Below are 21,760 nucleotides of genomic sequence, written 5' to 3' on the forward strand. Positions count from 1 at the left end.
GAGTGGTGGCGCAAGCGCCAAGAAGTGCGGATGCTGCAACGGTGGCCAGGATCTGGGCCTTCATGTTGTTCCCCTCATGATTGTGCGCCACGCGGAACCCGGGCGCGGGAATGCGATAATGATATGCGCGATTGGCCTGCCTGTTGCGCGCACGCAAGCATGCATACGTCGCCGGTCGGCGCATCTCATACGTTAGTCGAACGGGACGGGCTCGCCCTGGTTCCTGTCGGCGCGCTCCCGCGCGGTATCCAGTGCTTCGTCCAATGCCTGGCGGTTCACGGTCATGAGACGCGGGCGGCCTCCGTCACGGTCGACGACCAGCCAGATTGCACCCAGTTCGAAGAAACCGCCCTGGTCCTTTGCCACACTCATGCGCGAAAGATCGATCTTCTGGAGCACCTCGATCATGGCCGGGTCGAATATCTCGTCGAACACGGCCTCCACTTCGGTGCGATCCTTGATCTCCCGTCTTTTTCCGTCGCCATCGATATAGAGCAGCGGCAGGCCGACTTCGCGCAGCAGGCGTGCCTTATCGCCGCTTCGTGCGGCATCGCGCAGCGTCGATATCGCCACGTCGAACTGGCTGGCACTGGTGCCGGTGGCACAGGAGATCGCGCCACCTTCGACAAAGTCATGATCGCGATCGAACTGGGGATTTCGTTCTTTCTGGCTCGACCATACCAACAACAGGCAGTCGCCGGGGGCAGCCTCACCCTTGGCGACGATGTCGGCCGACTTTTCCGTCTCACCGTCGCCATCGGGCACGCACGCCCATGCCGTCGTCACGGCGAGTAGCAGGGGGGAGAGGTAGAGGCGGTTCATGATGGCGTTCTGAGGGCGTAGATGACGATCGGTTCGTAGATCGAACCGTGGCGGTGCAGAGTGCTTTCGAAGAGCGTATAGGAATCGGCTCTCCAAGGGCCAAGTCGCAAGCTGGCGTTTCGTTCGAGAAACGGTTCCAGCGGACCTGAAGAGCGATTGACCCGCGCCAGCGTAATGTGCGGATGATACTTGCGGTGGTCCGGTTCCACGCCGGCCGATACGCATATACGATCGATTTTCTGGCGAAGGCGCTTCAGCTCGGGTGAAATCTCGACGCCAGCCCAAAGGGTGTGAACCCGGCCCTTGCGCACAAAGACTCCCGTGCCTGAAATCGTCAGGTCGAGGGTCGGTAGCTCGATCGCGTGAAGCTGGCGGGCCAGACCCCCAGCCAGATGCGTATCGACCTCTCCGATATAGCGTAGCGTGAGATGAAGCTGGTCATCATCCTGCCAGCGCACATCGTCTACGCCCTCCATCAGATCGATCAGGGCATCGCGGATCTCTGGCGGTGGACGAATGCCGACGAAGAGGCGGTGAGACATGCTAGAAAACTGTAACTGGACGGTAAAATCTGGGACCGCTGGGCGATCGGTCAGGTTGAATAGGGGTCGTCGTTCTGGCGCGGATTCCCATATCGGCCCTTCATGAAAATCTTGGCCCGGCGCTCGCTGCGAAATTGCAGACCGCGGGCGAATTTTCCGCCGGCGTGCGTATAGTCCAGTTCCGCCGCGATTGCCTCGTAATCGCGGCTTTCGATGGCCGTGTTAAGCCGCGGGCTTTCGTTTTCCGATACATTCCCCAAGCCGACATTGTACACCAGATCGAGCAGGGCATCGAATTCATGCTGATGAAGCGGCAGGTCGCCGACCAGCAGGCGCACGCCTTGTTCGGCTTTCGCCAGATCGTGTTCCAGGAATTGCAGGACCTGCGCCTCGTCGACGCGATCACCGACCTGCAGATCATCTTCGGGAAGGATCAGGTGACCGACCCCCACGGTCGGATATCCGGCCACGTCGCGGTAGACGGTGTATCGCACGCCTTCTTCTTCTATCAACGCCTGCTTGAACGTGCCGCTCGCTTTCATCAGTGCAGCTGGCTTGCGTACACCTGCGACGTCATCGACCACCCGCTGCATATCCTCGTCGATGCCGAAGGCCTTGCGCGCTTTGGGCGGGCCGGTGAACGCCGTTAGGCCCAACGCGCCCGCGCCGAGCATCAGGGTGGCGCGTCTGCGCGCGGAAAGTTTGGGTTTGATATGGAAGGCTTGATAGGCTGCGCGGCGTGCGCGGCGAAGATCGCGCCGATGCCGACGCTGCCGGTTCAGTCGTTCAAAAATCCCTTTCGATTTTCCGTTATTTCCTGAGCGCGATGGCGCGCGAGACCAATCTATATCGTCCAGCGGACGGTTGAAGTCGGTCAGGATGGCCTCGAGCCTGGCATTCGTCTGGGTATTACGCCGCGTACTGCTTGATCGTTTATCGCTTCCCTGCGGGTGTGGAGCGGTGTCCTTGTCCATAAGGCGGGCACCTTTCGGTTTCTATCTGCTCTGGCACGACATCTCCTGATCCGCCGTGAGGGGCGCGGGAAATGCCGTGCGCTGTCTGTCTTGTCTTTAGAACGGTTCATGGTGCCCAATCGGTCCACGGTTCGTCGCTGCGCAGCCCCGTCCGGGCCGCGCCGTGCGGATCAGGCAGCCCGGCGGACCCTGTTTCGACCCGTGCGCTTCGCTTCGTAACACGCAAGGTCGGCGCGCATCAGCGCATCATCGATGCTTTCGCCAAACAGCCAGGGCGACAGGCCGATCGAGGCGGAGATGCGGATGCCAAGGCGCTCGCTGAACCGGTCTTCCAGCTTGGCGATCATCATCCGCAGATCGTCTGCCCCCTCGGCAATGGCCGTATCGCTAACTCCGCGGGCGATGACTAGAAATTCCTCGCCGCCAAGCCTGAATGCAAGGTGCTCACCCTTACTCTCCAGAGCGGCAGCCCAGTCGCGGATCGTATCCGCGGCGGCTATCAGCACTTCGTCGCCGACGGCATGTCCGAAGGTGTCGTTGATCGCCTTGAAACGGTCGAGGTCGATCGTCAGGAGATGGCGCGAATGCGCGCCGCCCTCGGTATGCGTTTCCTCGAACAGCTTGCGGCGGTTGAACAGTCCGGTCAGCGGATCGCGCCAGCTGAGGAATTCGGCACTGGACAGCGCAGCGGCAAGGTCTTCGGACAGACGCCGGTTCTCGACCAGCATGCGCGCGGAACTGCGCAGATGCTGTCCCGCGCTCGAACTGTAGAGGCGGATGCCGACGACGGCCAGGGTCACCACCCCGATCATCGCCGGGTCGCTGTTCGCAGGGTGAAACAGGATCAGCGCGCTCGCCGTCGCCCAGAAACTGACCAGCATCCCGTCGCGCGCTGCGGGCAAGGCGGCGAGCGTGACGGCGATCAGCGTGATCGTCACAACAACCACGACCCGTATCAGCGCCACGGCCGCGATGGATGCCCCGGCCGGTTGCGGCCATAACATCAGCGCCAGCGTGACACCCGTCAACGCCATCGCGCCGAACACGATGCGCTGCATGGTCTTGATCGGCTGACGCGCCCTGACGCGCACATCCAGTCTCGCCGTCGCATTGCGGGTGAACAGGAACGACGCCAGCCGCAATGCCAGCAACAGTGCCATGGCCGCCGGGTTGGGCAGCACGGCAACACCCAGCGCCAGCATGCTCAGGCCGATCAGGCTGGAAGGAAGCGAACGCCGCTCGCGATCGAGCATTGCGATAACCGCTTCCCGATCGACCTCGTAGGAATCGATCGGGATGCGCGTAAAGGCGCCGGCACTTCTGCCGTCAGTGTCCAGATCGTTTCGCAATGGTTGTTTCCCTACACCCTCTCACGCCGGGTCTTGGGAAAATACCGTTCAATCGTTAACGTTCCTGCTCGCAAAATTCACTTTATCCCGGATCACCAGATGCGCGCGCGATCTTCCGGCGCGATATACATCTCGTCATCCGGCGTGATATTGAACGCTTCGTACCAGGCGTCCACGTTACGCAGCGGAGCGATGGTCCGATAGCGTGACGGGCTGTGCGGGTCGGTCGCGACCTGGTTGCGCAGCGAATCCTCGCGCGCCTTGGCCCGCCACACCTGCGCATAGGCGAGGAAGAAGCGCTGATCGCCGGTCAGTCCGTCGATCACGGGTGCTTCCTGGCCGTTCAAAGCTTTCTTGTAGGCATCGTAGGCCACCAGCACGCCGGCAAGGTCGGCGATGTTTTCGCCCATCGTCAGGTCGGGATTGATGAAACTGCCGGGGACCACTTCGAACTTGGCGTATTGGTCGCCGAACTTCTTGGCTTCCGCTTCGAACCGCTTGGCATCGCCCGCGGTCCACCAGTCCTTGATCGCCCCGCTGGCGTCGATCTTGCGGCCCTGATCGTCGAAACCGTGGCTGATTTCGTGGCCGATCACCACCCCGATCGCACCGTAATTGACGGCCGGGTCGGCATAGGCATCGAAGAACGGCGGCTGCAGGATGCCTGCGGGGAAGACCATCTTGTTTTCCAGCCCGCCATTATAGGCGTTCACGGTCTGCGGGTTCATGCCCCACTTCTTGCGATCGACCGGTTTGCCAAGATCGCTCATCGCGTAATCGGCATTGAACTTCGTCGCGGCGACCATGTTGCCATACAGATCGTCCGGCGACATCGGCAGCTGCGAATAGTCGCGGAATTTCTCCGGATAGCCGACCATCACGTCCATCCGCTCCAGCTTGTCCAGCGCGGCCTGCTTGGTGCCGGGGCTCATCCATTCGTTGCCGCGAATGCGATCGCCCATGGCCAGCTTCAGATTGGCGACCAGTTCGTCCATGCGCGTCTTGGCGATTTTGGGGAAATATTCGGCGACGTAAGCCTTGCCCACCTGCTCGCCCAGCGAACCGTCGATGGTGTCCACCGCGCGCTTCCAGCGGGCACGCTGTTCGCTCGTCCCGTTCAGCGCGCTCGTGAACTGGAACCGGCTGTCGACCATTTTCTTGTCGAGGAACGGCGATGCCTGATCGGCGATATGCGCTTTTTCCCACAGCTTGAGCGTGTCCAGATCGGTACTGGCATACAGCGCCGCGATTGCTTTCACCGCCGTGTTATCGGTTACGATGATGCGGTCCTGCGGCGGGATGTTGTTGCCCTGGAAGAATGCATTCCAGTCCACCCCGGGCGCGTAACTGGCCAGCTGCGTTCCCGACATGGGATTGTTGATCTTCTCGATCTGGCGCTTCTGTTCCGCATCCCAGTTGAGCTCGGCAACATAGGTTTCAAATGTCATCACGCGGCTCGCCGCCTCGCGCGGGTCGGGCTGGCCGATATTGCGGAACGTGCGTTCGAGGTAATCGAGATAGGCCCCGCGCTGCGGCGCGAACTTCTCGTCGAAATAATACTCTTTCTCGGGCAGGCCGAGCCCGCCGGACGACAGCCACAGCGTGTTCATGGTCGGATCGTCGGGATCGGCATAGGGACCCGCTCCGAACAGCGAACCGCCGAACTTGCCATAGGTCGAGCCCATGTAACGGGCGAATTCTGCCTTGTTCGAAATCGCATCAACCTGCGCCAGCTCGCGCTTCAGCGGGGCGATGCCTGCCTTTTCGATCGCCTTTTCATCCATGAAACTGGTGTAGAGAGCGCCATATTGCGAACCTGCCGGCGCGTCCGTGACGAGGCCATTCACTTCTTCGGTTACATCTTCGCGCAGATTGTAGAACGATCCTACAGAGGGGCGGTCAGCGGGGATTTCAGTCCGGTCCATCCACGCGCCGGACGCATAGCGTTCGAAATCGTCGCCGGGGTCGGCGGTCAGATCGCGCGCTGTCAGATCGATGCCGTAATCGCCGATCTTGGCCTGGCCGGTCACGACGATGGTGTTCTCGTCGGACGCGGTTTCGTCGGCAAAGGCAGGAGCGGCGAGGGCAAGGCCGATCGCCAGTGCCGAGGCTGCGGACAGAGTTTGGAGTTTGCGATACATGGCTTTGAGTCCCCGTTGATCGAATACGCCTTTATATAGGATCGGTGGCTTTACCGGCATCGGGCTAATCGGCAAGCGGCCGACGCGCATCGGCGAAAGACACGCCCGTGCCCTCGCGATCCGGTCGCCTCGGCAAAGGGCACGTCTCGGCACAGGTGAAGGCCGCGGAACACTGTCCCGCGGCCTTCTTGGTTGACGGGCAGAGCCCGTCTGGGAGAACAGTTTAGAAGGAGAAACCGGCTCCCGCAGCCACACCGCCCTTGCCATTGGCACCCATGGTGCCGCTGACTTTCAGGACGGCCTTGCCGTCGGCGAAGGCAGACGACAGGCCGAAGCCGAACGATGCCTCGCCGCGATAGTAGCCGACACCGCCGCCGACCATCATCCTGCCGGGCTCCAGGGCCTGCGGGATCGACGCCATCGCCATGGCCGAAGCCGTACCGGAGAAAGCATCGTCGCGCAGTTCAGCCAGATCGAAGCCGATCTGTGCCACTCGCATGTCGGTGTAGTTCATGGAGTCCGTCAGGACGCCGGTAAGTCCGGCCTCCATCTGACGCAGATTGACCGCATCGGTTGCCGCAGTCGCATCGGCGACATTATGCAGCGCAACCGGGGCAGACGCATCCCTGCCGATCAGCGTGACATCGTTGGTGATGGTCCCGCCGTTGCTGGCCGTCGGATTGTCGGGGTTCGAGTACTGAACCGCCACGATCGTGCTGCCTGCCAGATTGTTGTTGATGGTCTGGATATCGTCCGTGTTCTGCTGAACGTTCTGGTTCGTGGCAAAGAGCTGCGAACCGTTCACGGCATCGGTCGACGTTGCGGACAGCGTCCCCGCAGCGACATTGGTGACCTGCACCGGACCGTCGTCGGCACCGAAGAAGGCAACCGTATTCGTCGGCGTGCTGCTGCGGGTCGATGCATCGGCCGTCGCCACATAGCCGACCGGAACATTGGCAAGGTCCGCCTGGATCTGGTCGATATCCGTTTCATTGACGGTCACTCGCGTATCGAGAGTGACGATATCGCCCTCGTTCACCGTGACCCGGTCGTCGAGATTGTCGATATCCCCTTCATTGACGGTAACGCGTGTGTCCAGATTGGCGATGTCACCCTCGTTGACGGTAACCCGGCCATCGAGATTGGCAATGTCGCCCTCGTTGACGGTAACCCGGCCATCGAGATTGGCGATGTCGCCTTCGTTGACCGTGACACGGCCATCGAGATTGGCAATATCGCCTTCGTTGACAGTCACGCGGCCGTCGAGGTTGGCAATGTCGCCTTCGTTCACGGTCACACGACCGTCCAGATTGGCGATATCCCCTTCATTCACGGTCACACGGGTATCGAGATTGGCGATGTCGCCCTCGTTCACCGTTACGCGATCGTCGAGATTGACGATGTCCGTTTCGTTCTGCGTGATGCGATCGTCGAAACCGTCCACCGTCACCTGGATCTGGCCCACACTCGTCTGCAGGCTGTTGATGTCGGTGCGGTTCTGGGCAATGTCGGTTTCATTCTGCGTCACCCTCCCGTCCAGTGCATCGACGGCCTGATTGGTGGCGAACAATTGCGAACCGTTCACCGCTTCGGTCGACGTTGCGCTCAATTCGCCGTCTGCGACATTGGCGATCGTAGTGCCGCCAGCGCCGCCCAGAGTGATCGACGTCTGCGTTGCATCGTCATAAGCGACCGACGTATCCTGCAATGCAGCGATATCGGTTTCGTTTGTGGTTACCCGGGTGTCGATCGTGTCGATATCGGCAGCGTTCACCGCAACATTTTGATTGGTGGCGAACAATTGCGATCCGTTCACCGCCTCGGTGGACGTCCCGCTCAACTCGCCCCCGGCCACGTTGGAAATGGTCGTTCCGCCAGCGCCGCCCAAGGCAATCGCAGTCTGGGTGGCGTCGGTGTACATCACGGACGTATCCTGCAGGGCAGCAATGTCGCCCTCGTTTGCAGTTACGCGCGTGTCGATGGCATCGATATCATCGGCATTTGCCGTGACGTTCTGGTTCGTTGCGAAAAGCTGCGACCCGTTTACGGCATCGGTGGATGTCGCATCCAATGTGCCGGCAGCCAAGCCGGTTATGGTGGTTCCTCCGACCCCATCGAGTGTAATCGTTGTATGGGCAGCGCTATCGTATGTGACCGTGTCGCCCACTGCGGCGGCGATCGATGCATTGACCTGACCTACGGTGGCAGCATCGGTGTCGGCCGTACCGTCCAGAACGTTCGTGATCTGCCGTTCCGCACCCAAGGCGCCGACGGAAACGCTGTTGATGCGATCCGCCAGCGACCCTGTACCCAAGGCAACCGAGTTGATGGCACTCGCGGTCGAGCCGGTACCAAGAGCCATGCCATTGACGGCAGTCACTTCGGCGTCGGTCCCCAGCGCAATCGCGCCGGTCGCCGTCAGGCCAGTGGTGGCACCGTTGCCGAATGCTATCGAATCCGCTGTTCCCGCACTGGCAACCTCACCTTCGCCAAGGCCGGTGATCTGGTTGCCGCCGATGCCGATACCGGCGGGATTGTTGAGGGTAAGGCCATCGACCGTGACATTGCATTCTCCCGGACCGACGATCGTGTTGTTGCTGTTCAGCACATCGACGCTGATCGGGTTGCCGGCAACGGCGTTGCCGACGATGTCACCGACGTTGATGTTGAGGGGACTTGGCAGACCCGGCAGCAGCAAAGTGCTAAGTGGACCTAACAATCCATTCAAGTTCGTTTGTAATGGCGTGACGATACCGGTGTTCACCTCTCCCAACAGCGCGGTCAGGTCGGACTGGTTCAGGCTGAGGCCCGTACAAACATCCACCACAGGGTCTGTCTGCGCGTAAACCGGTGTTTGCGGGAGTGCGAAAGATAAGGCGGCTAAGGAAGTTGCAGTCGCCATGTTAACGATTTTGCTTCTAACCATTGATGTTCTCCCATTTAGGAACGGGCGTAAACATCTGTTTGATAATCTTAATTTGGTCTTCGAACGGAATCGCCGATACCCTAGGAAGTATCCTTACCAATCCCTTATCGAACTCGGTCGCAGATCGGGTTAACCGATTGGTTATCTTTATGATTACCAGTTAATGAACTTTTTGCTCGATGCGCCGGACTAGGGGCTAATACGGGGGTCTCTATCGGCCTCCGCGCCAAATCTTTGTCGCGGCACTGGTTTTTCGGGTCGAAGGGGCCCACTGGCGTTTTCGATCGTTCGTTCCCATGTGGCAGGCAAACGTGGAAAGGTTGCGATAACGCGTCCTCACGGATACCACGTAATTTCGAACACAACGGGAACACTCTCCTTTTCATGGCACTCACCAAAATCTCGGTCCGCGGCGCGCGTGAACACAATCTCAAGGGCGTCGATATCGATCTGCCTCGCGACAGCCTGATCGTCATCACCGGGCTTTCCGGGTCGGGCAAGTCGAGCCTGGCCTTCGACACGATCTATGCCGAAGGGCAGCGCCGCTATGTCGAAAGCCTGTCCGCCTATGCGCGTCAGTTCCTTGAGATGATGCAGAAGCCCGATGTCGAACATATCGACGGGCTGTCTCCCGCTATCTCGATCGAACAGAAGACCACCAGCCGCAATCCGCGCTCCACCGTGGCGACGGTGACCGAGATCTACGATTACATGCGTCTGCTGTGGGCCCGCGTCGGTGTGCCCTATTCGCCCACGACCGGCCTGCCGATCGAGGCGCAGACCGTGTCCAACATGGTCGATCGCGTGATGGCACTGCCCGATGGCACGCGGCTCTACCTGCTCGCGCCCGTCGTGCGCGGGCGCAAGGGTGAATACCGCAAGGAACTGGCCGAATGGCAGAAGGCGGGCTTTACCCGCGTGCGGATCGACGGCGAGATGTACGGGATCGAGGAAGCGCCCGCGCTCGACAAGAAGTTCAAGCACGACATCGAGGTGGTCGTCGATCGCCTGGCGGTGAAAGAAGGGATCGAAACGCGCCTCGCCGACAGTTTCGAACAGGCGCTCAAGCTTGCCGATGGCCTCGCCTATGTCGATCTTGCCGATGGCGTGGTGCCGGGGCGCGAGGATGAAGGCGAAGCGGGCGGGGCGATGAAGGGGGCAGGTCTGCCTGCCAACCGCATCGTCTTTTCCGAACGCTTCTCCTGCCCGGTTTCCGGGTTCACCATCGAGGAGGTCGAACCGCGCCTGTTCTCGTTCAACGCGCCGCAGGGGGCCTGTCCGACCTGCGACGGGATCGGCGAAAAGCAGCTGTTCGACCCGCAACTGGTCGTGCCCAATGAAGCGCTCAGCCTCAAGAAGGGTGCGGTCGTGCCCTGGGCCAAGAGCAATCCGCCGTCGCCCTATTACATGCAGGTGCTGGCCAGCCTCGCGAAGGAATTCGAATTCGATCTCACCACCCCGTGGGAGGAGTTCGACAAGGAAATCCGCGACATCATCCTTTACGGCACCAAGGGCCGGGCCATCCCGCTCACCTTCAAGGACGGGCGCAAGAGCTACACGGTCAAGAAGCCCTTCGAAGGCGTGATCGGCAATCTCAACCGCCGCATGCTGCAGACCGAAAGCGCCTGGATGCGCGAGGAGCTGGCCAAGTTCCAGACCGCGCAGCCATGCGAGACCTGCGGCGGCAAGCGCCTCAACGAGAAGGCGCTGGCGGTGAAGGTCCCGGGCCCCGACGGCCCGACCGATATCGCCACCCCCACCAAGATGAGCGTGGCCGATGCCAAGGGCTGGTTCCTCGCGCTACCCGGCCAGCTTTCCGAAACGCAGGCGCAGATCGCGCATGCCATCCTCAAGGAAATCAACGAGCGGCTGGGCTTCCTCGACAATGTCGGGCTCGACTATCTCAACCTCGACCGGACCAGCGGGACGTTGAGCGGCGGGGAAAGCCAGCGCATCCGCCTCGCCAGCCAGATCGGCTCGGGCCTGTCGGGCGTGCTCTACGTGCTGGACGAGCCCAGCATCGGCCTGCACCAGCGCGACAACGACCGGCTGCTCGAAACGCTGAAGCGCCTGCGCGATCTCGGCAACACGGTGATCGTGGTCGAGCATGACGAGGATGCGATCCGCGCCGCCGATTACGTGGTCGATCTCGGCCCCGGCGCCGGCGTCCACGGGGGCGAGGTGGTGGCCGAAGGCACGCTGAAACAGGTGCTCAAGTCCAAGAAATCGCTCACCGCCGCCTATCTCACCGGCCGGCGCGAGATTGCCGTCCCGGCCAAACGGCGCAAGGGCAACGGGCACAAGCTCACCGTCCACGGCGCGCGGGCGAACAACCTCAACAACGTCACCGCATCGCTGCCGCTCGGCACCTTCACCTGCGTCACCGGCGTGTCGGGTTCGGGCAAGTCGTCCTTCACCATCGACACGCTCTATGCCTCTGCCGCGCGCCACCTCCACGGCGCGCGCGTGGTCGCCGGCGCGCACGACAAGGTCACCGGCCTCGATTACTGCGACAAGGTGATCGAGATCGACCAGTCGCCCATCGGCCGCACCCCGCGATCGAACCCCGCCACCTACACCGGCGCCTTCACCCAGATCCGCGACTGGTTCGCGGGCCTCCCCGAAAGCCAGGCCCGCGGCTACAAGCCCGGCCGCTTCAGCTTCAACGTCAAGGGCGGCCGCTGCGAGGCGTGCCAGGGCGACGGGCTGATCAAGATCGAGATGCACTTCCTCCCCGACGTCTACGTCACCTGCGAGGAATGCGGCGGCAAGCGCTACAACCGCGAAACGCTGGAGGTGAAGTTCAAGGGCCACTCCATCGCCGACGTGCTCGACATGACGATCGAGGATGCGGAAACCTTCTTCAAGGCCGTCCCTCCCATTCGCGACAAGATGGCGATGCTCAACGAAGTCGGCCTCGGCTACGTCAAGGTCGGCCAGCAGGCGACCACGCTTTCCGGCGGCGAGGCGCAGCGCGTCAAACTCGCCAAGGAACTCGCCAAGCGCAGCACCGGGCAAACGCTCTACATCCTCGACGAGCCGACCACCGGCCTCCATTTCGAAGACGTGCGCAAGCTGCTCGAGGTGCTGCACCGGCTGGTCGACCAGGGCAATTCGGTCGTGGTGATCGAGCACAATCTCGATGTCATCAAGACCGCCGACCACATCCTCGATCTCGGCCCCGGCGGCGGTGTGCGGGGCGGGGAGGTCGTCGCGCAGGGCACACCCGAAGATGTCGCCCGGGTCGAAGGCTCCTTCACCGGCGCCTATCTCGCGCCCATGCTCGAACGGCAGAAGGAAGCGGCGGCATAGGGGCCATCGCGCCCCGCCGCTGCCGCGTCAGCGCAGCATCCCCAGCTTGAACCCGGCCAGCACGGCCGAAACCCGGTCGTGCACGCCCAGCTTGGTGAACAGGCGCTTCAGATGCGTGCCCACGGTCGCCTCGCTGATGCCCAGGATCATCGCGATTTCCGGGTTGGACTTGCCCGCCGCCACCCAGTTGAGGATTTCCGCCTCGCGCGGGGACAGCCCGTCGATCCCGGCGCCGTGTTCCTCCTCGATCCGGTCGATCCGCAGATGGGCGTGCTGCGCCACCGCGCACATCAGCGACCGGTCGACCTTCGCCAGGTCCTCCGCCGCCACATTGTCCACGCCGAAGAACCCGCGCGCATGCCGCAGGCCCGATGTCGGGATCGCCAGCCCGTCGGTCAGGCCCATCCGCGTCGCTTCTTCCACGAACAGGCGCCCCACGTCGTTCACCGTCAGCTGCTTCAGCAATTCGCCCAGAGTGCCCACCTCGTTGCGGGTCGTCGCCGCGGTGGACACGGGGTCGATCAGGTCGAAATCGCGCTCCAGATAGCGCCGCATCCACTCGGGCGGCATGCCGCGCTCGTACAGGCGGAACTGGTCGGGCTTGGTGACCATGGGAATGACGAAGCAGAACGATCGAAAGCCCCGCGCGCGATAGAATTCGGCCAGCACATCCAGCACGTCGTCGCGCGTTGCGGCCTCGTCGATCTGATGAAAGATTTCACTGCCGGGCATTACGCAACCACCTCCTTGGTGATATTTCGTTTCGCGAACCGACAGTCATGCTGCGCTGCTTACTGCAGCGTTCCTTCAATCCCATGTCCCTCAATCACGTGACTGGCGCGTTCGTTCCCTGTTCCGCACATGCGGCGCCCCGGAACACACCCCTCCGGCAAGGACCGGACAGCATCGTGGCGCAGCCGAAGTTCATCATCGTCGACCCCGATTTCGCCCGCCAGCGCGATCTCGCCTGTGCGCTCGCCGGACTGGGCCTGTCGCATTCGGCCGCCGACCCGCGCGAGATTGCGGAGATATGGCCCGCCCGCTGCCAGATCTTCGTGCATGACGAAGGGGACCGGCTTGGCGAACTGCACGCATGGCTTGAACGCGGCGGCATGCGCTTCCCGCTGATCCCCTACAGCAGCGCCCCGTCGATCGAACGGGTGGTGGAGGCGCTGCACAGTTACGGTGCCGTCGGCTATCTCGACTGGCCCTGCACCCACGACCGGCTGTGCCGTACGCTGGCGCTCGGCGCGGACAAGGCGGAGGAGATCTTCCGCCGCAACCAGGCCTATGCCCGCAGCCGCGCGCTGGTGGAGGTGCTGACCCCGCGCGAACAGGAGGTGCTGGCAGGCATCTTCAACGGCTGCACGGGCAAGGAGATCGCCCGCGATCTCGGCCTCAGCCCGCGCACGGTGGAAACCTACCGGGCGAACATCTTCACGAAGCTGGACGTGCGCAACGCGGTGGAGGCGGTGCGGCTATTGGCGGCTGAGCTGCCCGAACTGCATCTGGAACACCTCAGCTACGCGCGGCTCGCGGGTGTGGAGGGGTGAGGCGCAAACGCGAGCCTCCTTGGCCAAGGAGTTTGCGTTAGGCGTCGCTAAATCGCTTAAGATTTAGTCGGACTTTGGAGCCACGTTCGGCCCAAAATTGTGCAGCGCTGATGGCTCGGTCTTTACAACGCTAACTTTGTTGTGGAGCTTCTCAAGTAGATTGCGAGGGCACATGGATAAGATCCGAAATTTCTCGACGGTATCAGCTGAATACCTTCGTGCTCAGCCCGATAGTAAGAGGGCTGCGATGATCCAAGAGCGCCTCTATAAGATGATCGATTACGCAAAAGGGCGTTATGATTGGTATGAAGAACAGCGGGAAAAGCGAGTGACGATGGCACTCGGAATGATTGCGCTTTCTGGAGTGGCAATGACCGTAATCATCGGCGCAACTAAGCCTGGGGGGATCGATGCAAAATCCACCGCATTTTTAGCATCTGGAGCTGTGCTACTTACTGTCTTTCTCACGGCTTTTTCGGTATTTTTGACATATCTGCGTGGGCAGAACTTGAATTACACTCATAGGAAAGAGCTTACCACCATTTATTCCTGGTATCACTATGGTGTGCCAAAGGATACCGACGTTTGCTTATTAGAGCACTTAATTTTCGGAAAATATTCAACTAGTCTAATAGGCAGAAATACAAATTTCACGGTCAATAAGAAGCGTAAAACTCTTTCTAACGGTTTCGGTGATTTTTGTAGCAAGGTAACACAGTTATGGCAGGACGACCTGTTGCGCTTCGATGAAGATTTACAGCAAGTATATGTTCTTCAAATACTTCAGTCAATATCTCGAGATAACTTACAAAGGATGAATTCCATTCTTAAGGTAGGAATATTGGCAACCGGGTCGGCCGTTGTTTTTCTGGCAGTGATAATACTTATTTCAGGTGTGCCGACGCTCCCGGCATCGATTTGAATCATGTACTTCATTCAAAGCGAGCGATTTCTTGATGCCTATCTCAGATGCGCTGAGCATGTAGTCAACGAAGGGCGTCGCAAAAGCGACATGAATGAAGTGCAAGATCTTGCGTGTCTGATTTCTCCACAGTTGGCAGAATGGACTGAATTCGTCGCTTTCGTGGAGCGCATTTCTCAAGATGAAAACCTAAAACATGGTGCGCAGAAGGCTAAGCGCGCTTACGAAAGATTATCAGGCAACATTACAAAGCCAAGCTATATTGGTAGACTAAAACAGTATCCTTTTCTCAAAGTTGGTACGAACGATTTCACTCCGATTGATCAATTGGCGCTAGTGGCAGAAAAATTTGGGGAAGCCCCGCAATCTTCTAATCTATCTTTAAGCGTGTTCCATCCATCGGATCTTCGAGATGCATATCGCCCGGGTTATGTGCCATGCCTCTCATTCATCGATGTGAAATACCGTGACGGAGAATTACGAACAAAGTTCTTTTTCAGAAGTTGCGATTTTGCAGAGGTAGCTTTGTTCGATTTTCTTCACTGCAGCCGTATCCATTTTTCCATTATGGAGAATTTTAAAGAGCAAAGACCCGATGTCGATATCCGTGAATCTAAAATACTCTTTTTCTTCAGCCGAGCTTTCACATATAAAAGAAAGCGAGAGCCAATCACCGCGATCCGCAATGCTGCTGCACTCGCTTCCGAAACTTAAGTTTGTGCGATCGGTCGCGCCGTAGCCGACCCAGCCGGATACCACATTCATTTCGTCGTACCCCGCTACATCCCCTAGTCACGCATTAATGGCCACAACGCCAAAACCTGCTATACAGCCGTCATCGCCGGACCTTTCATGGGCCTTTCGGTGACTGAGAGAAGCTTCGGCATTGCTCCCGCCTAGCGTAGTGGAGCGGTCGCATGCCCACCCAAGTCTTTATACCCCTTCTCGTCGTGACGGCGTTCGTCAGCGCGTGGCTTCTGGGCGAGTGGATTATCCGCCACCGTCGCCGCGGCAGCTAGGCGCGCCGCCGCGCGCGCAAAAGGCGCTGTCCTACACGCGATTATCTCTATAGCTGGACCGGTTCCCTTCCACTTTCGCAAGGTGAACCCATGTCCTTCATGCCCGCCCGTCAGGGTCGTTTCATCTCCGCCGCCGAGCTGGCCGAGGCCGAGGCCGCCAGGCGCGCCGAAACGCGTGCCAAAGCCGCCAAACCGCCTGCTGCTCCCTCACCGGAAAGCCCTCCCGAACCGCGCACCCGTACCGCCGCGGCGCTGCGCCAGCGAGGGGAAGGGCAGGGCGCTCCGCCTCTACCCTGCGCAGAACCCGCGCCTGCCCCTGCCGACCTGACCCCTGCCGCCGGGGCATCGCCCGATCCCGCGCCCGCCGCACCGCCTGCGCCCGCCAGCTTCCCCGCGCTGGTCGAGGATCTGCCCGGCGACGAGACGCGCGCCCCGCAGACGCAGTTCACGCTCGACCTGCGCATCGCCTTCCTTGAAGCGCTGGCGGTCAGCGGCAGCGTGCGTTCCGCCGCGCGGCGGGTGAAAATTTCGCACCAGAGCGTCTATCGCGCGCGCCGCTCCAGCGCTCCCTTCGGGCGCGCCTGGGATGCGGCCATGGTGATCGCGCGCGGGCAGGCCGAGGCGCTGCTGGCCGATTACGCCATGTCCGGGGTGGAGGAGGAGGTCTGGTATCACGGCGAGATCGTCGGTACGCGGCGGCGCGTGAGCGACCGGCTGCTGCTCGCCCATCTCGGCCGCCTCGACCGCATGCGCACCGACGCGCGGATAGAGGCGCTGGCGGAAGATTTCGACGGCCTGCTGCACCGTATGCGCGCAGGCGAGCCGATCGACGTGGATATGGCCGAGGGGGCCAAGCCCGCCGCCGCCTGTCCTGACACCTCCGCTCGCCCCGAGCCTGTCGCAGGGCATGGCCCAAGCCACACCTCCGGCACCCCGGAAATTTTATCGCCTGGACAGTGTAACACCCGGTCCATGTCTCCGGAAGACGCCCCGCCTCAGCGCGAGGAACGCCATCCCGACGAACCGCCCTGCGACTGCATCGCCGCGCGCAACGGCACCGATGGCGGCAGGCCGCATTACCGCATGGGCAAGGACGGCTTCGAACCCGTGCTAAGCGCGAAGGGGGAGGGGCCGTGTTGCGGCGAGCCGCGCTGGCCCGCCTGCCGCGCCTGCCCGCATTACCCGCCCGTCGCGCGGCTGCTCAACGAGATGGAGGACCAGCGCCCCCTCGATGCGCCCGAGCCGGATGAGCTGGGCGGCGATCCTGCGCAGATCGAGGAATGCCAGATTGCCGCCTTCGAGGCGGGGGACGAGGACTGGTGGCGCTACGGCGTGGACTTCGTCGCCTATGCGAAGAACGAGTTCGGCGACTGGGCACCTATCGGGGACGAGCAGGAGGGGCACAAGGGCGGGGCTTCCGGGCCGAAGTAGGGCGCTGGCGAGGGGCTTGCGGCGGCTCCGGCCTTGCCCGCAGATGAACCTGTTCCGCATCTCGCAACCGCAGCACGTTTCGTCGCAGGGGCGGGATAGCGCTGGCGGGCGGGGCATTGGGTGGGTGATGGACCCGGCTGCGGGGCGAGATGATCCCTCCCCTCCCTCACGAACCCCGCGGCCGGCTCCTCCCTCTCCCCCTCACGATCATGCAGGCAGGCAGGGCCGGTACGCCGGTTCGCTCAGACCGAGATGATGCCGAACTTCACGCCCTTGACCGCCGCGGCGGACCGGTCGTTCACCTCCAGCTTGGCGAACAGCCGCTGGATATAGGTCGATACGGTCGGCAGGCCGATGTTGAGGATCGATGCGATCTCCGAGTTGGTCTTGCCGTGCGCGATCCAGTGCAGGATCTCGACCTCGCGCGGTGCCAGCCTGGGAAACACGCCCTGCTGGTTGATCCGGTCCAGCTGCGTGTGCGCCGCCTGCATGATCGCCTGCAATTCGTCGATATCGGCGCGCTGCAGCACTTCGGGGCTTGTCACCTGCCCCAGCGCAAAGATGCCCATCTGCTGGTGCGATCCGAAGGTGGGGATCAGGAAGCCGTCGGTAATTCCGCCCTCGCGCGCGCGGCCCACGAACTCGCGTTCCGCCGGCGTCAGCGTCCCGCTCTTCCACACGTCGCTCAGCTGGATCGGGTGCCGGTGCCGCGCAACATATTGGGGGAAGGGGTCGGACTTGCTCAGCCCCTCGTCGCGATAGATGTTCCGCCACGCCTCCGGCAGGCCGCGCAATTCGAAAACCATGGCGCCCGGCTCCTCGGTCGACGGCACCATATACCCGAACCCCTCGAACCCCTGTTCGCGGAAATGGGCCCCGAGCATGTCGAGCAGCGAATCCCGGTCGGGGCACGCCTTGATCCGTTTGAGCAGCTCGATCACGCGCAGATCCCTATGTCCGTCATGCGGATGACATTGATTCGAATGACATTCAATATCATGTCATACTGCACAATGTCTCGCAATCTTGGCACCTAATCAGTTACACGTAGTTAATCATTATGAACGGAAAGTTCATGGTGGCATAAAAAACAGGGTCGAAAACGTGCAAGACAGACAATTCATCGTGGTGGACCGCGACTTTTCTTGTCGCAATCAACTCGCTCACAATCTCTCCCGCAAGGGTTACGTAATCCCCCTCGACCGCATGGAAGAGCTTGGTACACAGCGTCCCAAGGACGCCTGGGTCTTCGTCGGCGACGATGGCGATCAGGTCGAAGCCGCGGCCGATGTGCTCGACCGTGAACTCGAAAGTTTTCCCCTTGTGGCCTACGGCCGCACCCCGCAGATGAGCCGCGTCCTGGAACTCACCAACGGCCCCTGCGTCGGCTACGTCCAGTGGCCCACAGACGGGATCGAATTCTGGCGCAGCTTCGAAGCGCTTGAAAAACGTATTCCGCTCCGCTCGGAAGCCGCCCAGGTCGCCGCTCGCGCCCGGCGCATGCTCGCGGTCCTTACCGATCGCGAACGCGAAATCGCGGAAGGCATCTCGCAGGGGCTGTCGACCAAGGAAATGGCCGAACCGCTCGGCATCAGCCCGCGCACCATCGAGGTGCACCGCGGCAATATCCTCGCCAAACTCGACGCGCGGAATATGGCGGGGCTGGTCCGGCTCGTGGTTGAATCGGAATTGTCGACGCCCAGCTGATCTGCCGGGTGGGGAGGGGCTGTTACGCCGCTGAATCCAGAACGGCGAGTTCCACCGTTCCGCTTCCCGGGCCGATCAGCCCGAGTTCCGTCGCCGCAGCGCGGCTCACATCGATGACCCGGCCACCGTGGAAGGGGCCCCGGTCGTTGATGCGGACCGTCACCGTTTTCCCGTTACGCGGGTTGGTGACTTCGACCAGACTGCCGAACGGAAGCGTCCGATGCGCTGCCGTCATCGCGTTCATGTCGAACTTTTCGCCACTGGCGGTGGGCCGTCCATGGAAGCGTCGGCCGTAATAGGAAGCGACCCCACCCCCGATCGACGTAGCGACAGGCGATGCATCGACGGGTGGATCGATATGCGACAGGTCGATGGCATTGGCCGCCGGTGCCGGCGCAGTCGGAAGCGCCGTGCGCGCGACCAGATTGGCGTCGAACGCGGCACTGGCGGTCGCTGTGTTGGCGTTCTCACGCGGCTGAGCCGCGGTTGCGGGCAGCGCAAGGGCTGCAAGAAGTACTATGCTGCGAAGCGCGCGATTGGCCATAATTCTGGACCTCCCGTTCGGTTCCGGCGTCTATACGGGAGCCTTTCGCAGGAGTCCTTAACAGGGCGGCTAACTGCCCCATTCGTGCCACAGTTCATCGTAGTTCGGGAACGACGACGCGCTTTCCTACCGTATTTCGTGGCTGATCGGGGTGCTGGATACCAAGGCTGGTTGCATGATTCCCGCTCCGTTTTCCGGTCGCGGTAAAGCAAATGGGGCCGGCATTGCTGCCGACCCCACTCTCACCGATGCGTGGTCATGTCCGAAGACGAGAACTTGGCATCCGATGTTTTCCCTTCTGAGCATCCGAAGATGTTCGTCCGGTTCTGTCACCGGCGCTCGCACCGGCATCCGGTTCCGTCCGGCGGCCTACCCGGTCGAGTGCGCCAGGTCCGAAGACCCTCGCTTCTGTCCCAGGCCGGCCAGCGATGGGCGGCACCGAGATCGCGCTTCCCATAATGGTCGCTCGCTTTCATCTGCATCAGGGATCCAGTCCGAAGACCTTTTCTTCTGATGCTTCATCAGCAGACGACCGGTTGGCCCGATCCATAAAAGAAGTTTTCTGCGCTCCGTCATCGACCCACTTGCGTCAGACCGAAGTCTTCAGCACGTCAGTCTCTGGAAACACATGGACAGCTTCTTCCATGTCTTTCCGGTTTGGATATTCTCCGTAATTTCAAGCCGTTAGGCTCTCAATTTCGTCGAATGTCCGTGCCGTTCCGATGACTTGAAGCTGCTCCCGATGTAGCGATTCGTCCAGCGTGCAAGGCGCGAGTTATCCACTTTCCCCAGATTTGCTTGTGGAGGAAGGTGGATAACCAAACGCTTTATCGCAAAATCATAATGTCAGAGGGCTTGGCGGCGTAATATTACACTGCCTTGAGCTCTTGTTAGCGTAATTACCGATCGCGTTTTGCGAGAAGGCGAAGACGCAGAGCATTGAGCTTGATGAAGCCTTCGGCGTCTTTCTGGTCATACGCGCCCGCGTCATCTTCGAAGGTCACATGGGCTTCGGAATAAAGCGAGTCGGCCGATTTGCGCCCGACGACCATCGCATTGCCCTTGTAGAGCTTCAGGCGAACGGTGCCCGATACCTTTTCCTGACTGAGGTCCACTGCGGCCTGCAGCATTTCACGCTCAGGACTGAACCAGAGGCCATTGTAGACCAGTTCGGCATAGCGCGGCATCAGCTCGTCCTTGAGATGTGCGGCGCCCCGGTCGAGCGTGATCTGCTCGATGCCGCGGTGGGCCCGGGCATAGATCTCTCCGCCGGGCGTTTCGTACATTCCCCGGCTCTTCATCCCGACAAAACGGTTCTCGACCAGATCGAGGCGGCCGATGCCATGTTTGCGGCCCAGATCGTTGAGCGCTGCGAGCAACGTTGCAGGGCTCATCGCCTCGCCGTTCAAAGCGGTGCCATCGCCTTTTTCAAAGTCTATAGTGATGTACTCGGGCGTATCGGGCGCATCTTCCGGATGGTCGGTGCGCGAGTAGACATAATCCGGGGTTTCCTCCCACGGATCCTCGAGCACTTTGCCTTCAGACGAGGTATGAAGAAGGTTCGCGTCGGTCGAAAAGGGGCTTTCGCCGCGCTTGTCCTTGGGCACGGCGATCTGGTGCGCTTCCGCCCATGCGATCAGCGCGGTCCGGCTCGTGAGCTCCCATTCCCGCCAAGGAGCGATAACCTTAATGTCGGGATCGAGCGCGTAGGCCGACAGTTCGAAACGGACCTGGTCGTTGCCTTTGCCGGTTGCCCCGTGGGCGATCGCGTCCGCGCCGGTTTCATGAGCGATTTCGACGAGGCGCTTGGAGATGAGCGGGCGGGCAATGCTCGTACCGAGGAGATAGTCGCCTTCGTAACGGGCATTTGCCCGCATCATCGGAAAGACGAAATCACGCACGAACTCTTCACGCAGATCTTCGATGTAAATATGCTGGTCCGGAATTCCCATCGCGCGTGCTTTTTCACGCGCAGGCTCGATCTCCTCACCCTGACCAAGGTCTGCAGTAAAGGTGACCACTTCCAGTCCGCGCTCTACCTCGAGCCATTTGGCGATGACGGAAGTATCCAGACCACCGGAGTAGGCGAGGACGACGCGTTTGATATCGGACATGGGGGCACCTTGCTGTTACGCGCGCGCCGCTAGCAGGGGGAGGGGGCGCTAGGCAATCGTTTCACGCTTTGCCCGTCTAAAGCTGAAATGCTCACACGCTTCATGGGCGTGCGCCAGCATCAGCGCAATTGACTGTCCTTGCTTCCCCGGCGGTTGATGCCCGAACTGCGCGCGTTCGCATCACGGCCAGACTGGCAGGCAACGCACCGCTTGACGCCGGGTAGGGCTTCGCGGCGTTTCTCGGGAATTTCCTCGCCACATTCAACGCACCACCGCTCGCTTTCGCCCACCGGCAGGCGTGCACGTGCTGCGCTCACCGCGTCGGACACGGTGTCGTCGATCTGGTCCTGTACGGCGCCATCGCGCGCCCAACCGCCTGCCATGAAAGCTCTCCTTCCCTTACA

The 21,760-nt window shown here is 61.2% G+C and carries 17 protein-coding genes; 6 read left to right on the top strand and 11 right to left on the bottom strand.

Features of this window, described 5'->3' with window-relative positions; genetic code table 11:
* Positions 1–192: 192 nt before the first annotated feature.
* The 6 genes from KYK83_RS03885 to KYK83_RS03910 all read right to left on the bottom strand — a co-directional run bounded on the left by KYK83_RS03885 (position 193) and on the right by KYK83_RS03910 (position 8,754).
* Positions 193–822 (bottom strand): hypothetical protein, encoded by a 630-nt coding sequence (locus KYK83_RS03885; RefSeq protein ID WP_234036383.1) that lies wholly within the window; start codon positions 820–822, stop codon positions 193–195.
* Positions 819–1,364: an RNA 2',3'-cyclic phosphodiesterase gene (gene thpR / locus KYK83_RS03890; protein WP_222827249.1), complete on the bottom strand. Its 546-nt coding sequence runs from the start codon at positions 1,362–1,364 to the stop codon at positions 819–821. Before thpR ends, KYK83_RS03885 begins: the two co-directional genes overlap by 4 nt.
* Positions 1,365–1,414: 50 nt before the next feature.
* The gene (locus KYK83_RS03895) at positions 1,415–2,038 is read right to left on the bottom strand and encodes a lysozyme (protein ID WP_222827250.1); all 624 of its coding nucleotides are present in this window, start codon (positions 2,036–2,038) and stop codon (positions 1,415–1,417) included.
* A gap of 470 nt (positions 2,039–2,508) precedes the next feature.
* Positions 2,509–3,687, bottom strand: a complete 1,179-nt coding sequence (locus tag KYK83_RS03900; protein ID WP_222827251.1) for a GGDEF domain-containing protein — start codon at positions 3,685–3,687, stop codon at positions 2,509–2,511.
* 92 nt (positions 3,688–3,779) lie between these two features.
* Positions 3,780–5,828 (bottom strand): M13 family metallopeptidase, encoded by a 2,049-nt coding sequence (locus KYK83_RS03905; protein ID WP_222827252.1) that lies wholly within the window; start codon positions 5,826–5,828, stop codon positions 3,780–3,782.
* A gap of 223 nt (positions 5,829–6,051) precedes the next feature.
* Positions 6,052–8,754 carry a beta strand repeat-containing protein gene (locus tag KYK83_RS03910; RefSeq protein ID WP_222827253.1) on the bottom strand — a complete coding sequence of 901 codons (2,703 nt, stop codon included), beginning with the start codon at positions 8,752–8,754 and terminating at the stop codon, positions 6,052–6,054.
* 384 nt (positions 8,755–9,138) lie between these two features.
* Between KYK83_RS03910 and uvrA the strand changes: the two genes are divergently transcribed.
* Positions 9,139–12,066, top strand: a complete 2,928-nt coding sequence (uvrA, locus tag KYK83_RS03915) for an excinuclease ABC subunit UvrA (RefSeq protein ID WP_222827254.1) — start codon at positions 9,139–9,141, stop codon at positions 12,064–12,066.
* A gap of 27 nt (positions 12,067–12,093) precedes the next feature.
* Here the strand turns inward: uvrA and KYK83_RS03920 are convergent, their stop codons facing one another.
* Positions 12,094–12,798 (bottom strand): helix-turn-helix transcriptional regulator, encoded by a 705-nt coding sequence (locus KYK83_RS03920; protein ID WP_222827255.1) that lies wholly within the window; start codon positions 12,796–12,798, stop codon positions 12,094–12,096.
* 176 nt (positions 12,799–12,974) lie between these two features.
* Between KYK83_RS03920 and KYK83_RS03925 the strand changes: the two genes are divergently transcribed.
* From KYK83_RS03925 to KYK83_RS03940, 4 genes are all read left to right on the top strand, one after another.
* The gene (locus tag KYK83_RS03925) at positions 12,975–13,619 is read left to right on the top strand and encodes a response regulator transcription factor (protein WP_222827256.1); all 645 of its coding nucleotides are present in this window, start codon (positions 12,975–12,977) and stop codon (positions 13,617–13,619) included.
* A 172-nt stretch (positions 13,620–13,791) separates the two neighbouring features.
* Positions 13,792–14,541: a hypothetical protein gene (locus tag KYK83_RS03930; protein ID WP_222827257.1), complete on the top strand. Its 750-nt coding sequence runs from the start codon at positions 13,792–13,794 to the stop codon at positions 14,539–14,541.
* 3 nt (positions 14,542–14,544) lie between these two features.
* Positions 14,545–15,255, top strand: a complete 711-nt coding sequence (locus KYK83_RS03935; protein WP_222827258.1) for a thymidylate synthase — start codon at positions 14,545–14,547, stop codon at positions 15,253–15,255.
* Between the two features lie 395 nt (positions 15,256–15,650).
* The gene (locus KYK83_RS03940) at positions 15,651–16,991 is read left to right on the top strand and encodes a hypothetical protein (RefSeq protein WP_222827259.1); all 1,341 of its coding nucleotides are present in this window, start codon (positions 15,651–15,653) and stop codon (positions 16,989–16,991) included.
* A gap of 242 nt (positions 16,992–17,233) precedes the next feature.
* On the opposite strand, the gene KYK83_RS03945 is transcribed toward KYK83_RS03940, so the two are convergent.
* Positions 17,234–17,932 (bottom strand): helix-turn-helix transcriptional regulator, encoded by a 699-nt coding sequence (locus tag KYK83_RS03945; protein ID WP_222827260.1) that lies wholly within the window; start codon positions 17,930–17,932, stop codon positions 17,234–17,236.
* Between the two features lie 163 nt (positions 17,933–18,095).
* Between KYK83_RS03945 and KYK83_RS17515 the strand changes: the two genes are divergently transcribed.
* Positions 18,096–18,698, top strand: coding sequence for a helix-turn-helix domain-containing protein (locus KYK83_RS17515; protein ID WP_196846376.1), 603 nt, complete (start codon positions 18,096–18,098; stop codon positions 18,696–18,698).
* Between the two features lie 22 nt (positions 18,699–18,720).
* Here the strand turns inward: KYK83_RS17515 and KYK83_RS03955 are convergent, their stop codons facing one another.
* The 3 genes from KYK83_RS03955 to KYK83_RS03965 all read right to left on the bottom strand — a co-directional run bounded on the left by KYK83_RS03955 (position 18,721) and on the right by KYK83_RS03965 (position 21,739).
* Positions 18,721–19,242, bottom strand: coding sequence for a septal ring lytic transglycosylase RlpA family protein (locus tag KYK83_RS03955; protein ID WP_221597588.1), 522 nt, complete (start codon positions 19,240–19,242; stop codon positions 18,721–18,723).
* 899 nt (positions 19,243–20,141) lie between these two features.
* Complete coding sequence (locus tag KYK83_RS03960; RefSeq protein ID WP_222827261.1) at positions 20,142–21,356, bottom strand: argininosuccinate synthase; 1,215 nt, start codon at positions 21,354–21,356, stop codon at positions 20,142–20,144.
* Between the two features lie 119 nt (positions 21,357–21,475).
* Positions 21,476–21,739 (bottom strand): DksA/TraR family C4-type zinc finger protein, encoded by a 264-nt coding sequence (locus KYK83_RS03965; RefSeq protein ID WP_103023245.1) that lies wholly within the window; start codon positions 21,737–21,739, stop codon positions 21,476–21,478.
* Positions 21,740–21,760: the final 21 nt, after the last annotated feature.

It is taken from the genome of Qipengyuania pacifica, assembly GCF_019857205.1.
GTDB lineage: Bacteria > Pseudomonadota > Alphaproteobacteria > Sphingomonadales > Sphingomonadaceae > Qipengyuania > Qipengyuania pacifica.